General features: G+C 55.4%; 11 protein-coding genes. 1 reads left to right on the top strand and 10 read right to left on the bottom strand.

The window, feature by feature from the left end; genetic code table 11:
* Positions 1-4: 4 nt before the first annotated feature.
* From ABLV12_RS06570 to gabD, 5 genes are all read right to left on the bottom strand, one after another.
* Positions 5-2,092, bottom strand: coding sequence for a polysaccharide biosynthesis tyrosine autokinase (locus ABLV12_RS06570; RefSeq protein ID WP_348866926.1), 2,088 nt, complete (start codon positions 2,090-2,092; stop codon positions 5-7).
* 1 nt (position 2,093) lies between these two features.
* Positions 2,094-2,648 (bottom strand): polysaccharide biosynthesis/export family protein, encoded by a 555-nt coding sequence (locus ABLV12_RS06565; RefSeq protein ID WP_047720352.1) that lies wholly within the window; start codon positions 2,646-2,648, stop codon positions 2,094-2,096.
* Complete coding sequence (locus ABLV12_RS06560) at positions 2,645-3,931, bottom strand: outer membrane beta-barrel protein (protein WP_348866925.1); 1,287 nt, start codon at positions 3,929-3,931, stop codon at positions 2,645-2,647. The genes ABLV12_RS06565 and ABLV12_RS06560 overlap by 4 nt, the downstream gene beginning before the upstream one ends.
* Positions 3,921-5,324 carry an undecaprenyl-phosphate glucose phosphotransferase gene (locus ABLV12_RS06555; protein WP_004099218.1) on the bottom strand — a complete coding sequence of 468 codons (1,404 nt, stop codon included), beginning with the start codon at positions 5,322-5,324 and terminating at the stop codon, positions 3,921-3,923. The genes ABLV12_RS06560 and ABLV12_RS06555 overlap by 11 nt, the downstream gene beginning before the upstream one ends.
* Before the next feature lie 338 nt (positions 5,325-5,662).
* Positions 5,663-7,111, bottom strand: a complete 1,449-nt coding sequence (gene gabD / locus ABLV12_RS06550) for an NADP-dependent succinate-semialdehyde dehydrogenase (protein WP_064398593.1) — start codon at positions 7,109-7,111, stop codon at positions 5,663-5,665.
* Positions 7,112-7,336: 225 nt separating this feature from the next.
* Between gabD and ABLV12_RS06545 the strand changes: the two genes are divergently transcribed.
* Positions 7,337-7,588: a zinc ribbon domain-containing protein gene (locus ABLV12_RS06545; protein ID WP_004099220.1), complete on the top strand. Its 252-nt coding sequence runs from the start codon at positions 7,337-7,339 to the stop codon at positions 7,586-7,588.
* Between the two features lie 40 nt (positions 7,589-7,628).
* On the opposite strand, the gene foxA is transcribed toward ABLV12_RS06545, so the two are convergent.
* The 5 genes from foxA to uxuA form a co-directional block, all read right to left on the bottom strand.
* Positions 7,629-9,737, bottom strand: coding sequence for a ferrioxamine B receptor FoxA (foxA, locus tag ABLV12_RS06540; protein WP_126468324.1), 2,109 nt, complete (start codon positions 9,735-9,737; stop codon positions 7,629-7,631).
* A gap of 121 nt (positions 9,738-9,858) precedes the next feature.
* On the bottom strand, positions 9,859-10,848 hold the full coding sequence (locus ABLV12_RS06535; RefSeq protein WP_016809598.1) for a helix-turn-helix transcriptional regulator: 990 nt from the start codon (positions 10,846-10,848) through the stop codon (positions 9,859-9,861).
* Positions 10,849-11,009: 161 nt separating this feature from the next.
* Positions 11,010-11,786: a Uxu operon transcriptional regulator gene (gene uxuR / locus ABLV12_RS06530; RefSeq protein WP_004099223.1), complete on the bottom strand. Its 777-nt coding sequence runs from the start codon at positions 11,784-11,786 to the stop codon at positions 11,010-11,012.
* Positions 11,787-11,921: 135 nt separating this feature from the next.
* Complete coding sequence (locus ABLV12_RS06525) at positions 11,922-13,397, bottom strand: fructuronate reductase (protein WP_335269520.1); 1,476 nt, start codon at positions 13,395-13,397, stop codon at positions 11,922-11,924.
* A 74-nt stretch (positions 13,398-13,471) separates the two neighbouring features.
* Positions 13,472-14,656 carry a mannonate dehydratase gene (gene uxuA, locus ABLV12_RS06520; RefSeq protein ID WP_004099225.1) on the bottom strand — a complete coding sequence of 395 codons (1,185 nt, stop codon included), beginning with the start codon at positions 14,654-14,656 and terminating at the stop codon, positions 13,472-13,474.
* Positions 14,657-15,167 lie beyond the last annotated feature (511 nt).

Below are 15,167 nucleotides of genomic sequence, written 5' to 3'. Positions count from 1 at the left end.
ATCGCTACTTCGGTGAAATCAGTTCGCCCATGCCGCGCTCGGGCAGGCGTTTGCCTTCCTGAGTCTCCAGATTCTCTTCTTGAACCCGGTTAAGCATGGTGGCGACTGGCGTAGGCGCGGCGGTTTGCAGACGATTCTGCGCGTCGCGAATGCGCGACGCCTGCTCGCCAGCGTTGATCGCCAGCAGGGTAATATCGACGTGCGGCGCCAGCAGCAGGGCGTCCTGCGCCAGCCCGAGCGAAGGCGCATTAATAATCAGATAATCGTAGGTCTGCCGCAGCGTCGTCAGCAGCGCCGGGAGCCGCTCAGAGGTGAACAGCAGCAGCGCGGAGTCGCTCAGCTCGCCTCGCGGCATAAAATCAAGCGTGTTGGCCAGGGGGACCACCGCCTGAGGCGCGGCGCTGCGGCCATCAAGACGCTCGCTAAAGCCCGTTTTATGCTGCGGATAGCGCGCGGAGAGCCCATCGCTTGCCAGGTAGTCCACATCAATGAGCAGTGTTTTACCTGACTTAGCGGCGGACCACGCCAGCATTTCGGCAATCAGGCTGCTGCCGGCATCGGCCTGCGCCGAGGTCACCAGTATCATCCCGCCATGATTATTCTGACCGAGCAGCGCCAGGCGCAGGCTGTGGATCATGTCGGCATACAGCAGGTTCTGGAACGTCAGCTTCGCGCTGTTCGCCTGAGGCAATTGCGGGAATTCACCGCTGGCATCAAGGCCCGTTTTAGCTTTAAGTTCGCTGATGCTGTTGACCGTTTTATCCAGCGCGGTGCTGACAATCAGGTACATAATGTACAGCGCCAGCGCCATCAGGGTCGCCATCACGATAAGCAGACCGCGCTGCGGTTTAGACGGTTGATTTGGCGGCACGGCGGCATCGTAGATCACTTCATCAGGAACCGAAAAGCTCTCGGAGAGCTTCTGCTCGTTCGCCCGCTGATACAGCGATTTATACAGCTCTTCGGTTTTGTTCAGCGCGGTCATCATGGTGTTGTATTTATCGCGCTTAGCGCCCAGCGCCTGGAAGTCGGCTTTCTGATCGTTGAGCATCTGCTGATAGTGCTGCTCATCGTCCAGCGCAATCTGATACTGCTGACGTAACCCATTGAGCAGTTCACCCAGCACCTGGCCTATTTGTCCGTTAACGACCTGCAGTTGGGCCTGAGCCTGGAGGTATTTCGGATGCTTAGGGCCATAGTGTTTTGCCGCTTCCGATAAGTTACGTCGCGTCTGGATCAGCGCGATCCGCAGATCCTGAATCTGCGGATGACCGGAAATTTCCGGCAGTGAGATGATCGCTTCCGGCGCTTTTCCCTGCTGGCGGCGCACTTTGTCCCATACCGTTTGCGCTTTCAAACGGCGCTGGGTCGCGTCAGCCAGATGGTTAATCACGATCCCCAGGCGCTCGGTTTCGTAGCCATCCATGCTGCGAAAAGTCAGCAGACCGTTCTGTTTGAGAAAATCATCGATATCGGCTTTCTGGCGATCGAGTTTATTGCGCAGATCGTCCATCATTTTTTCGTTCCAGCCCTGGGCCTGAAGTAATATTTTCTGCTTCTGCGCCAGGCTGTAATCGATAAAGGCCTGCGCCACGCCGTTGGCAATATCGGCGGCTTTTTGCGGCGATTTCGCCTCCATCGAAACGGATACCAGCTGCGTGGTGCGCACGCCGGAGATGGTCAGGTTTTTTTGCAGGGCGCGCACGGCATTATTGACGCGCGCGGCCTCATCAAGCTTATCCCCGCCGTTAAATTCCGGGTCCTGATCCAGCTTTAGCGCTTTCACTGCGGCTTCCAGTACCACGCGGGAGCCCATCAGCGCGTATTTGGTTTCATAGTAATCGCTGCGGGTGGAATCGTAGTTTTCCAGCCGCGGCAGGGGGGTTACATCCTGCGACTGCGCTTTAAACAGCACCGTTGCGGTTGCCGTATAGCTGGATGACATAAAGCGCGTCAGGATCCACGACGCCGCCGCAGCCACCACGACCACCACCAGGCACCAAATCAGCTTGTGCTTGATTTTGTTGAAATAAGGCGTGAAGTCGATAAAGCCTTCTTTCTTCTTTCCATTTTCAACTAATGAAATAGCCATATCAGAAGAAACTCATGCCAATGATGATGGTATCTCCGGCCTGTACGGCGGAGTCGGCGGCGACGTTTTCCAGCAGTTTACCGCTGCGAAACTGGCGAATGCGGATGTCATGGCGATCGGCGCGGTCGGTGAACCCTCCGGCCAGCGCAATGGCTTTTTCCGCCGTTAAGCCGGGCTCCCAGGCGTAGCCGTCCGGTTTTTTGACTTCGCCTAACAGATAAATTTTACGGTATTCGGCAATGCTCACGGTGACCATTGGCGCCTGCAGATAGCTTCCGCGCAGCTTATCGGCAATTTCATTGCCGACCTGTTCGGGCGTTTTTCCTTTCAGCATCAGGGAGCCTATATAAGGATAATCAACGCTGCCGCTATTATCGATTTTTACGCGCATAGTGAGATCCTGCTCGCCGGAAACCGCGATATTGATCTCATCCCCCTGGTCCAGATGATAAACGGCATCCGGCGGCGTTCGGATCGTCTGCGGCGGCGCCGAACAGCCCGCCAGCCATAGCGCCAGAAGAGAAACCACCGCCCGTTTTCCATAGCTAAGGATCATATTTGTACCTGCGTCATAAAAATAATGGCCGAGTCGTTGTAGCCCAGCGTGCGCTCGACCTCATGGTCATAGTCTGGCCCAATATAAAAGGCATCTTTTTCTTTATTCGAATGCATCGTGTTCCATTGCAGCTTCAGCTGAAAATTAACGGATGGTCGATAGTCGTAGTTGAAGGTCAGCGATACGAGGTTTGATCGATCTTTGCGTCCGTTGGTCTGGTGCTTGTAATCCTCTGTAATATAAGAGTAATCAACCAGGGTGGAGAATCTGTCGACCAGCCAGTGGTGCTCGTAGCCCAGGCCAAAATTGGATACCAGAATATAGCCGCCGGAGTCGGTGGGATCTTTTATCCGTTGTGAACTGTGTAAGTTGAGTTTTATCTGTTCAAGCGGTTTCCAGTCGGCATTAATATCCCAGTTCAGGCCGTTGAACCCCTGTGAGTCGGGGTTATGGATAAAATCTTTATACAGCCATGCGACGTTGCCGTTGATCTCGGTCTTGCCGGAAAGGCGGTTTTTCATACCCATCAGCAGATAGTATTCATTACTGTCTTTTAACGGGTTGAGCTCATAGCGACGCTGGTTGGTAATAAAACTGTAGCGATAGCGCAGCGTTTTGGCTTTTTGATCAAAAAGCTCGGCGACCAGGCTGTTTTCATGCCACTCCTGATCGTGCATGTAGTAATGAAAGTCGGCGCTGGCGTCCTCAATGCTGTCAAGATTGCGAAAGCGCAGGTGTTTATGCATCAGCGCAACTTCTGCTTTGCCGCGCCCTTCCGGCGCCCCGTAGCTATAGCGTAGTTCACTGTTAAAGAAGCGCGTGGCGATGGGTTTATTAATGCCAAACTCTTTGAACTGCTCGGGCAGAAACCCCTCGGTGGTATCGCGGCCGCGCTCTTCATGGCCGAACGTTTCATCAAGATCCAACGACAGGCCATGCATACTGCCGAAGCGCCACTTACCGTTAAACATAAAAAAATGGTTATCACGGTTATCAGCGCTATCGCTGGCGTAGCGGCGGTAATCGCCCGAGTACATCAGTAAATAGCGGTCTTCATAGCGCTCGCCGATCGCTTTAAAAATCGGCTTAATACCCTGCCAGGAGGAAGCAATTTCGTTGCCGCCGTAGCGTTGCCAGGTCACGTTGTCATTGTAACCGACGTCATAACCCACCAGGCTCTCGAAATCGATGCCAGCCACGCCGGTATGTGGTTTTGCCTGCAGGTCCGCCCATGCGTAAGGTATCGCCAGCAGACCCGCGAGGAAAGTGAGTTCAGAACGCATTTTTGCCCACAAATCCGCGGAAAAACGTTAAAAATACGATTTTGATATCCAGCAGCAGCGACCACGACTGAATATATTCCAGATCGTACTGAATGCGTTTTTCCATTTTATCAATCGTGTCAGTTTCGCCGCGAAAGCCGTGAATTTGCGCCAGCCCGGTAATGCCGGGCTTCACTTTATGGCGAATCATGTAGTTTTCCACCAGCACGCGATATTGCTCATTGTGCGCGACCGCGTGCGGGCGGGGACCCACTATCGACATGGTTCCCTGCAGCACGTTAAAAAACTGCGGCAGTTCATCAAGCGATGTTTTGCGTAGAAAGGCGCCGAAGCGGGTAATACGCGGATCGTTACGCGTGGCCTGGGTGACGACCGCGCTGTTTTCCATCACGCGCATGGTTCTGAACTTCCATACCGCGATCTGCTTACCGTTCAGACCATAACGACTTTGTTTAAACAGCACCGGGCCTGGCGACGTCAGCTTGATGCCGATGGCCACCGCGAGCATTACCGGCAGGCTGACGAGGGTGAACAAGGTGCCGAGAACAATATCTTCGATACGCTTGAGCACCGCGCCTTCGCCTTCAAACGGCGACGTAAAAATGCTGATGGTCTGGATATTGCCAAACATCCGCAGCTGCGAAATATGTGAGCTATAGGAAAACAGGTCCGGTACCAGAAACACATCTACGGTGGTATCGGAAAATTCGTTTAAGAACTGGCGAATGCGCTGCTGGGCGACCATCGGCAGGGCGATATAGACTTCATCTATCTCGCCTGCTTTTGCCAGCGCCAGCAGGTCGCGCGAGTTGCCTTTTTTCTCAATGCTGAGCAGGCGGCTGTCGCGCTGTACGGCGCGGTCCTCAAAGAAGGTAATTTCAATACCGTTATGGGTATACTCCTTAAACAGCGCCTGCTCAATGGCCAACCCGGCTGGCGTAATACCTAAAATAGCCACCTTGAGTCTGGATTTGAAAAAATAGCGGCTGGAGATAATACGAATAAGAAACATACTAATGAATATGGCCAGCGAGCATAGTGCAATCACTTCAGCCAGCAGCAGCGCGTTCGTACTGGCATGATTGTTCATTAATAGTTCAGCAATCACAAACAATAAAAACGTCAGCAGTCCGCTAATACAGACGCTAAAAAAAAGCTTCGTTAATTTTTTAAAATACTGACCTTTAAACTGGCCTGAATATAACTGAAAGTGCTCGTTGGCCCGGATAAAAATCAGGGAATATATTATTCCGAGGAACAGAGAGGCCGTAGATGGTTCGACGAGAAAGTATTTTAAATAAGCAAAAATGAACAGGTTAACGGCAAAAAAATCCAGTAGCTTCATTAGCTTACTGTAGCGGGCGTTATAAATTTTAATTGTGCTATCCGTCATCTTTTTGCTCGTTTTATAGTCAATAAAATGATGTCATATCCCGCTGAAAAGCAAAATTTATCTCTATGAATCTATTAAGAAATTAAGCTTCAGACCGGCGTTGATTATTGTAGCCTACGATTAATCCTATGTCGAACCTGCCCGGAATGGATGATTGATAACTTTTTCTTATAGCCAACGACCTTTTTCGTATTGTTATTAAGCATAATGAATGGCGCTGAGACGGGCAGGATATCGGGATGTCCTCATGAACCCAGCCGCGAAACGTATTTCCAGCTATTACCGAGGGAAATGACCGCTAAATAAGCTGCGCCAGCAGAAGCTGGCGCGAGGGTAGATTAAATCCCAATACACATGTATTTGATTTCTAAGTAATCCTCTATGCCATACTTCGAACCTTCGCGACCGAGGCCGGAGGATTTCACGCCGCCGAAGGGAGCCACCTCGGTGGAGATAAGGCCGGTATTAATACCGATAATGCCGTATTCCAGCGCTTCGCCAACGCGAAAGACGCGGCCCAGATCGCGGGCGTAGAAATAAGCCGCCAGGCCGAACTCGGTATCGTTGGCCTGAGCGATAACATCTGCCTCATCTTTAAAGCGGAAGAGCGGGGCGAGGGGCCCAAAGGTCTCTTCTTTCGCTACTTTCGCATCGCTGGGGACGTCCACCAGAATCGTGGGCTGAAAGAAGTTTCCGCCCAGCTCATGGGGTTTCCCGCCGGTAGCCACCCGCGCGCCTTTGTCCAGAGCATCGGCAATATGTTCCTGCACTTTGGCGATCGCTTTCTCGTCAATCAGCGGCCCGATGGTGACGTTCGGCTGCAGGCCATCGCCGATTTGCAGCTTACTGACCGCCTGCTGAAGCTTTTCGGCGAAGCGATCGTAGACGCCATCCTGAATGTACAGGCGGTTGGCGCAGACGCAGGTCTGTCCGGCGTTGCGGAACTTGGAGGCCAACGCGCCTTCGACAGCTTTATCCAGATCGGCGTCATCAAAAACGATAAACGGCGCGTTGCCGCCCAGCTCCAGCGAGACCTTCTTGATATCTTTCGCGCACTGTTCCATCAGCTGGCGACCTATTTCCGTCGAGCCGGTAAAGGAGAGTTTGCGCACCAGCGGGTTACCGGTGAGCTCGTTACCCACTTCGCTGGCCGAACCGGTCACCACGTTAAATACGCCTTCGGGGATCCCGGCGCGGTTAGCGAGCTCCGCCAGCGCCAGCGCGGAGAACGGCGTCTGGCTGGCGGGCTTGAGCACCATCGTGCAGCCTGCGGCCAGCGCCGGGCCCGCCTTACGGGTGATCATCGCCGAGGGGAAATTCCACGGAGTGATAGCGGCGGTTACGCCAATCGGTTGTTTAATCACCAGCAGCCGTTTGTCGGCCTGATGACCGGGAATGGTGTCGCCGTAAATGCGTTTACCCTCTTCGGCAAACCACTCGATAAAGGAGGCGGCGTAGCCGATCTCGCCTTTTGCTTCCGCCAGCGGTTTCCCCTGCTCCAGCGTCATCAGGCGCGCTAAATCGTCCTGATGCTCCATCATCAAATCAAACCAGCGGCGCAGGATAGTGGCGCGCTCCCTGGCGGTAAGGGCGCGCCACGCGGGCAGCGCGCGAGCGGCGGCATCGATCGCCTCGCGAGTTTCCTCGGCGCCCATTTTGGGCACGCGGCCCAGCTGCTGACCGTTGGCGGGGTTAGTAACCCCGAGGGTTTCTCCGCTGCTGGCGTCGCGCCAGCGTCCGTCAATGAATGCCTGCTGGCGAAAAAGGGTAGGGTCGTTAAGTTGCATGATTGCGTCCTGTCTTAATCTGTTTTAAACCGTGGATGCGCCTGAATCAGCTGCGTCAAACACCTGTCCCTGTTTAGTGTAGACGAACGCGTTCAGAGAACCGGGAGCAGTACTGGGTGATACAACAATAACCATAAATAATTTACGGATATTTGAACTGGCAGAACGTTATTGTGCAAACAATGCTGTATTTTTTATGCTCAATTTGCGAGAAAGGAGCGCCCTATGTCACAGCAAGAACGGTTTTGTCAGGCCTGCGGAATGCCGATGTCCGCCGAGGAGGCGAAAAGCGCAAGCGACGATTACTGCGCCTGGTGCTGCGATAGCGAGGGGAAGCTTAAGTCCTGGGAGGATGCCGTTTCCGGCCTGGCTGAGTTCCTCGATTCCTGGCAGAAAGTTGGGCCTGCGGAATCGCGCAAGCGAGCGATGCGCTATTTAACGGCCATGCCCGCGTGGGCTCATAAAGCGGAAGATTAACCTGCAGCCCGGAGCAAAAACTCCGGGCTTTTTAGCGCGATCAGAACTTCCAGGAGACGCTGCCGACGATACTGCGCTCTGCGCCAAAGTAGCAGTAAGAGAGCGAGTTACAGGCGGCAACGTAGCTCTTATCGGTCAGATTATTGACGTTCAGCTGCGCGCTGAGGCCTTTAATCCCGACCTGCGACAGGTCATAGCCAATCGTCATATCCACCAGCGTATAGGACGGCAGAGTGTGCGTATTCAGGCGGTCGCTGGTAATACCGTTGACGTAACGCACGCCGGAACCCAGCGTCAGACCATCCAGCGGGCCGCTTTTCACATCATAGCTCAGCCATGCGCTGGCCTGGTTGCGCGGGGCGTAAACGGCGCGCTTGCCTTGCTCTTCCGGGCTGCTTTTCTTATAGCGGATGTCGGTCCAGGTATAGGCCGCCTGCAGACGGAGGCTGTCGGTTAGCTGACTGATGGCCTCCAGCTCCACCCCTTTCGACTCAATTTCGCCAATCGAGCGGTACGGATCGGTCGGCTCTTCTTTGGTGGCGATATTGGTCTGATTGATGCGGAATACCGAGGCGCTGAACTGGCTGTTCATTCCTTCTGGCTCATACTTCAGCCCGGCTTCCCACTGCTTGCCTTTCATCGGATCGAGCACGTTGCCGTTTTCGTCGGCGAAGCTGGTGGGCGTAAAGGCGGTAGAGTAGCTGATGTACGGGGCAAACCCGTTGTCGAACAGATACAGCAGGGCGGCGCGGGTGCTGAAATTGTTCTTATCCAGATCGCTGCGCGTTTGATTCAGCTTATCGATATTCGACACGCTGACCTGATCGTAGCGCCCGCCCAGGGTGAAGCGCCAGCGGTCCCAGGACATCTGGTCCTGAAGATAGTAGCCGGTCTGGCGCAGCTTGTGTTTTTCACGGCTGTACATGGTGATGTAATCCGGCTTCGCGCCGTAAACCGGATTAAACGCGTCGATGGCCGGGAATGCGCCATAGTAGCCGGTGGTGTTGTTGCTGCGATCCTGATAGTCAATGCCTATCAGCAGGCGATGGTTCACGGCCCAGGTATCGACGCTGCCGTCGAGCTGGTTATCGAGAGTGATGGCGTTCATCTTTTCGTCCGAGCCGGAGTAACCGCGGTTCAGTTCGGTTTCGTTCAGCCAGCCCGCGGCATAGACCTGATTCAGCTCGACTTTGGTATGCAGGTAGCGCAGCTTCTGCCGCACCGACCAGCCGTTATCAAACATATGCTCGAAATTGTAGCCGACCATATTTTCACGGCGGTCGTACTTGTCGTAATCATCTTCACCTTCGAAGAAGGTGTTAGCAATTTTCTTGCCGTAGTGCGGTACCACGGTACCTTCATAGGGGAGACCCGAGTGGCTGCCGCCCTCCGGATCGCGATGCAGATAGGCCATTAAATCAAGGCGCGTCTGGTCGGTGATGCGCCAGGTCAGGCTGGGCATAATCGCGTAGCGCTGCTCTTTCAAGGTATCAAACTGGGAGTCCGCATAGCGGGTCATGCCGCTTAATCGCGCCGCCACCCGATCGTTATCGTCCAGCGCGCCGGTGACGTCAAACGCCGCCCCGCGCTGGTTGTTATTACCGGCAAACAGCTTGATTTCCCCTCCGGGATCGAAAGAGGGCTTACGCGAGGTGAGGGCGACGATGCCGCCGGGCGAAGAGCGACCATACAGCACCGAGGCCGGGCCGCGCACCACTTCGATATTCTCCAGGAACCACGGATCGACCACTAGTGAGCTATGGGAGTTGGTATCGCCCATCATTTTCAGGCCGTCAAGATAGACGTTATCCAGGCTGCCATCGGAGAAGCCGCGCAGGACGATATAGTCAAAGCGGTTGGAAGCGCCAATCTGGTTGCTATAAACACCGGGGGTGTAGCTCACGGCCTGACGGACGCTGATCGCTCCCTGCTCTTCAAACTGCTCGCGCGTGATGATGGATACCGATTGCGGGGTCTCAATATCCGGCGTGGCAATTTTGGTCGCGCCGCTTTGCATCTGCGAAGTGACGACGATGGTTTCGTTTTTTGTTGTTTCCTGGGCCAGCAGCGGGAAAGCGACGCCGCCGGTCACCCATCCTACCAGTAGCGCCAGGCGAGTTTTCGCAAACATGAACATCTCCAAAGGCATTTCTAATTGTTAATAAGAATTATTACCTTTTTGAGGCGTTCTATAGCTATGCGCAATGCCAGGATGCGTATGCGCGCTGCCAAAGCGGCGAAACAGACTTCGCGAAAAGGTGAAAAATAGATTAGCCCGTCTTTTGCACGTCGCAGGGGGAGATACCGTAGCGTCGACGAAAGGCGGTAGAGAAATTGGTGGCGTGCTGATAGCCCGACATCCAGGCCGCCTGCTGCACGCTGTACCCCTCCAGCAGATAGCCTCTGGCCCGCGCCAGCCGGCAATCGCGCAGGTAATCAAAAACCGAACAGCCGTAGGCCTGGCGAAACTTACTGCGCAAGCTGCTGGAGCTCATCGCGGCCCGCTGGGCCAGCTCGTTCAGGGTGTAGTCGTTTTCCGGCGCCTGCTCCAGCAGGCGGCGAACTCTCTCCAGGCGCAGCTGCTCGCCGCCCGCCGGGAGGATCTGCTTCGCGCTTTCATCCTGGCACACGCTCAGACCATGGCCGAACAGCTGCAGGATCAGCCCCTCCAGCATCAGTTGCCGGGAAACGCGGCCCGGCGCGCTCTGCTGGGCATATTGCAGGCCGCTCAGCAGAAAACCCGGTATCTGCCAGATGAGCGTTGGCGTCTGGCATCTTTCCCATTCGCGCATCAATGAAGCAAGCAGTCCGTCGCGCCAGGCGCCGTCCGGGTAGAGTCCAAGGGAGAGCGTGCGGAGCCTGCTGTTGGCATCGTGACGGGCGCACATGGCCTGATGTTCGCTAAGGCGTGAGGTGAACGCCATCCCGGAACGCACAAGGTGCTGCTCGCCGTTGAGAGTCAGGGAAACGCTGCCTTCCAGCACCACCAGCATATAGAGAGGGCTGCTATGGCGGGAGGTGGTTTCATAGGGCTGCAATACGTGAACATCTGAGTGGGTGATGCACATCCCGCAGGGCAGCGTCATCTCTTCCACTTCACCTTGCAGCACCGGGCTGGCGTGCGAGGGCTCCGGCGTTTGCAGCAGCGGAAAGCGATAGTCGATACCATAGCGTTCACCAAACGCCATAAACTCGCTGACGGAGAAGGTTCTTCTCAGCGCCCGGCGGGCCGGCTCGTTCTGCCCAGGAGTATTGTTCATGCGGTTTTCTGCACTGGAGATGAGGCTTCATCGGATGAGGTAACCTTACCATTGTGCGGGCAGGGCGACAATAAAGATGAGAATGATTATCAGTGTTTGCATTGCATGCTGCGGTTACTGCAGAACGGCGCGCGGATAGCCGCTATCCGCGCGCGGGAGAGTCAGGCGTCGGCGTTATCCAACGGCCAGGAGTCAAACAGGTAGCCGTCGAAGTAAATATCATCGACGTTGGAGAACTCCAGCAGACGGCGTTTAACATTTTCCAGATGCTGCCACATGGCGAGTTTTGCCGCCCGGGCGTCTTTTTTGATTAAGGCGGCAAGGATCCGTTTATGATCCACCAGCCACTCCTCACGGTAGTGAGTGTCGCCGAGATGGCGGTGCAGCTGGATCCACATGGGATTATTTTCCCGCCACTGCCATGACTGGCGGAACAGTTCTACCAGCATACTGTTGTGCGTCGCTTCGGCGATGGCCAGATGAAACTGCATATCGCCGCTTTCGGAACCGCCCGGCGCGCTGCTGGCCAGCTCGCGCTCTTCCAGCTGTAAGGCCTGGCGCATTTTGATGATATCTTCCCGGGTTGCCTGCAGGGCGGCAAATTCGGCGATATTGCTTTCCAGCAGTTGGCGGGCCTGCAGCAGCTCAAAAGGACCGGCATCATTACAATGCTTCATGTCCGCGCTCTCCACCGCGCCTTCCGCCGCGACGTTATCCAGCACATAGATCCCGGCGCCGCGGCGCACTTCGACCAGCCCTTTAATTTCCAGCATGATCAGCGCTTCGCGGACCACGGTACGGGTTACATCCAGCATCTCGGCGATCTCGCGCTCAGGCGGCAGGCGATCGCCAGGGTTATAGGGCGTCTTGACGATGAGATCGCGAATTAACGCGCCGACTTCCTGATAAGGTCTGTGCTGAGAAGTTTGTGATTTCATGGTGTTAAGTTGTGATATGCAGTAGCCCGGTGGTTGACTATAGCATTTGACCGGCGGGTTGGCATCACTCTCGGCCCGGAGAGGGAAAACGGGTCAACCAAATTATTGTTCAGTTGACCCGTGAAAGAAGGGAGATTACAGACTGGCGCTAACCGCCGCCACGCACTCGCGGGCGCCGCGCTCGCACAGCTGTTGATACGCCAGGGTAACCGCGTTGACGAAGTCGCCATTGTCCGGCAGATCGTGGGCAAAGATCCCGCTGATGGCCAGCAGCGCGGCGACGCGCTCCGCGCCCTGATAACGCTGATTAATCTGCTGGATCTCCGCTAGCAGCGGGTCGACAACATCAATGGGTTGTCCCTGCTCATCGCTTCCCTGGGTATAGCGCATCCAGCCCGCCACGCCGAGCGCCAGATGGCGCCAGTTGCTGCCGTTTTGCAGATGCAGACGAATTGGGTCAAGCAGGCGCTGCGGCAGCTTCTGGCTACCGTCCATGGCGATCTGCCAGGTGCGGTGACGCAGGGATGGGTTGCTGAAACGGGCAATCAGCAGCGTGGCGTAGGCCTGAAGATCGGTACCTTCCGGCATCGAGAGCGTCGGCGCCTGCTCCTGCATCATCAGGGCAAAAGCCGCTTTGCGGTATGCCGGGTTAGTCATGGTGTCGGCGATGGTTTCATAGCCGCCGAGATAGCCGAGATAGGCCAGGAAAGAGTGGCTGCCGTTGAGCATGCGTAGCTTCATCATTTCAAACGGCACGACGTCTTCAACAAACTGCGCGCCGACTTTGTCCCACTCCGGGCGGCCGTTGACGAAGCTATCTTCAATCACCCACTGACGGAACGGTTCACAGGCGATGGCGCACGGATCGTAGACCCCAAGCTGGTCAGCAATCTCCTGTAGGGTTTCAGGCGTTGCCGCGGGCACAATGCGGTCAACCATGGTGCACGGGAAGGTCGCGTGAGCTTCAATCCACGCCGCCAGCGCTGGGTCACGGGCCTGGGCCAGGCCAAGTACCGCCACTTTCGCCACGTGGCCATTCTCGCGAACGTTATCGCAGGACATCACCGTAAAGGCGTTTAGCCCCTCTTCGCGGCGCAGGCGCAGCGCTTCGACGATGTAGCCTATAGCGGATTTCGGCGTCGCCGGATGGGCGAGGTCGTGTTGAATCAGCGGATTATTCAGATCGAGCTGACCGCTGGCCGCATCGGTGCAGTAGCCTTTTTCCGTTACCGTCAGCGAAACGATCGCCGTTTGCGGTCGCGTCATGGCGCGCAGAATGCCGTCACAGCCGTCGATTTCCGGATGCAGCGCCTCTTTCATCGAACCGATAATTTTCAGCGTGGTGCTGTCAGCGCCTTTTTCCGCCACGGTATAAAGCAGCTGCTGATTTTTCAGATTCTCAATCAGGAGGCGGTCGTTGCCCGGCATCAGGTTGACTTCGCAGATGCCCCAGTCGCTATCGCTGGTTTCCAGCAGATGATGGGTATAAAGCGCCTGATGCGCGCGGTGAAATGCGCCGCAGCCCAGATGAACGATGCGGGATTCGAGACGAGAACGATCCCATGCAGGGCGCGTAACCGGCAGGTTGCTGTCGGCAATGGTTGCAGTCATAGCAAACTCCAGAGTGGGCCGCAACAGGCGGCCGAAGAGGAAAAGGCGGAGCCTGCTGCTCCGCCGGTCAGGAATTAGCGGCTAAAAAAAGCGCGCTGGATCGCCAGCTCCACGCCGCGGACTTCGGCCAGCCCTTTCAGGCGACCAATTGCGGAATAGCCGGGGTTGGTTTTCTTTTTCAGATCGTCGAGCATCTGGTGGCCGTGGTCAGGACGCATCGGGATAAGATCCTCTTTACCTTCCGCTTTACGGCGGTGCTCTTCTTCGACAATGGCCTTCACCACTTCATACATGTCCACGTCGCCGTGCAGGTGCGCCGCTTCGTGGAACGTTTTCGGGTTCTCTTCACGTAGCGTAGAGCGCAGGTGGGTGAAGTAAATACGCGGACCGAACTGCTTAATCATATCAACCAGGTCGTTGTCGGCACGTACCCCGTAGGAGCCGGTGCACATGGTAAAGCCGTTCGCCATGCTGTTCACGGTATCGACCATCCACTGCATATCTTCAATCGTTGAGACGATGCGCGGCAGGCCGAGGATCGGACGCGGCGGATCGTCCGGGTGGACCGCCATACGCACGCCAACCTCTTCGGCAACGGGAATAATCGCTTTCAGGAATACGGCGAAGTTCTCGCGCAGTGCGGCTTTATCGATATCTTTGTAGGTTGCCAGATGCTGGCGGAACTGGTCGAGGGTATATCCTTCTTCCGCGCCCGGCAGACCGGCAATGATGTTACGGGTCAGGCGCGCTTTATCCTCTTCGCTCATGGTGGCGAAGCGCTGATTCGCCTGGGCGACCTCTTCGGCGGTGTAGTCCGCTTCCGCACCCGGACGCTTAAGGATATGCAGCTCAAAGGCGGCAAATTCAATTTGATCGAAACGCAGGGCTTTGGAGCCGTCCGGCAGGACGTATTCCAGGTCGGTACGGGTCCAGTCGAGGACCGGCATAAAGTTGTAGCACACGGTACGAATGCCGCACTGGGCCAGATTGCGTAGGCTCTGCTGATAGTTAGCGATCCACTGCGCGTAGTTGCCGGTATGGGTTTTGATCTCTTCGTGAATCGGTACGCTTTCAACTACCGACCACACCAGCCCGGCTTCTTCCACGATGGCCTTACGCTTGAGGATCTCGTCAACCGTCCACACTTCGCCGTTCGGGATATGGTGCAGGGCGGTGACCACTCCGGTCGCGCCCGCCTGACGGACGTCAGCTAAAGTGACCGGATCGTTAGGGCCATACCAGCGCCATGTCTGTTCCATGCTTAACCTCTTTCACGTTTTGACCTGTTCCAGGCCGCTGCTTTGATGGGAGTGTCGGTTCCGGTCAACCATCGTAACGGAGAGAAACCAGACGATATGGCGTATAAGTTCCTCCAATTGGTCAAACATGTCAACCATAACAGCGAAATTGGTAAACCAAAATGTGATGGAGATTCGCTAATGGCCTGAGTGCTAACCCATCGATATTTTAGACTCGTTGCGTCGCGCGGAGAGATTCTGCTGAAGCTCAGGAGGGCATGAGGTCCCGCGAAGCGGGTCTTTATAAATGGTTAACCAATGGCGTCAACATATCGACCAGATGCGTCAGAAATCCGCTGGGCTTGCAACAGATCACACTTTTTAATTAATACGATTTCCTTATAAAAACTACGTGTTATCATTTCGCTGGTAAATATCTTTTCAACTCTCACCGAGGCTTTGATGCTGGAGAATGTCATCATTAGATAATCAGCTTCCCGACCTTATCAGGCCGGACTGGTTATCGCTGCGC

The sequence above is a fragment of the Klebsiella sp. CN_Kp100 genome, assembly GCF_040065315.1.
Classification (GTDB): Bacteria; Pseudomonadota; Gammaproteobacteria; order Enterobacterales; family Enterobacteriaceae; genus Klebsiella; species Klebsiella oxytoca.
Note: the sequence above shows the minus strand (reverse complement) of the source record. Positions and strands in the feature narration are given on the sequence as shown.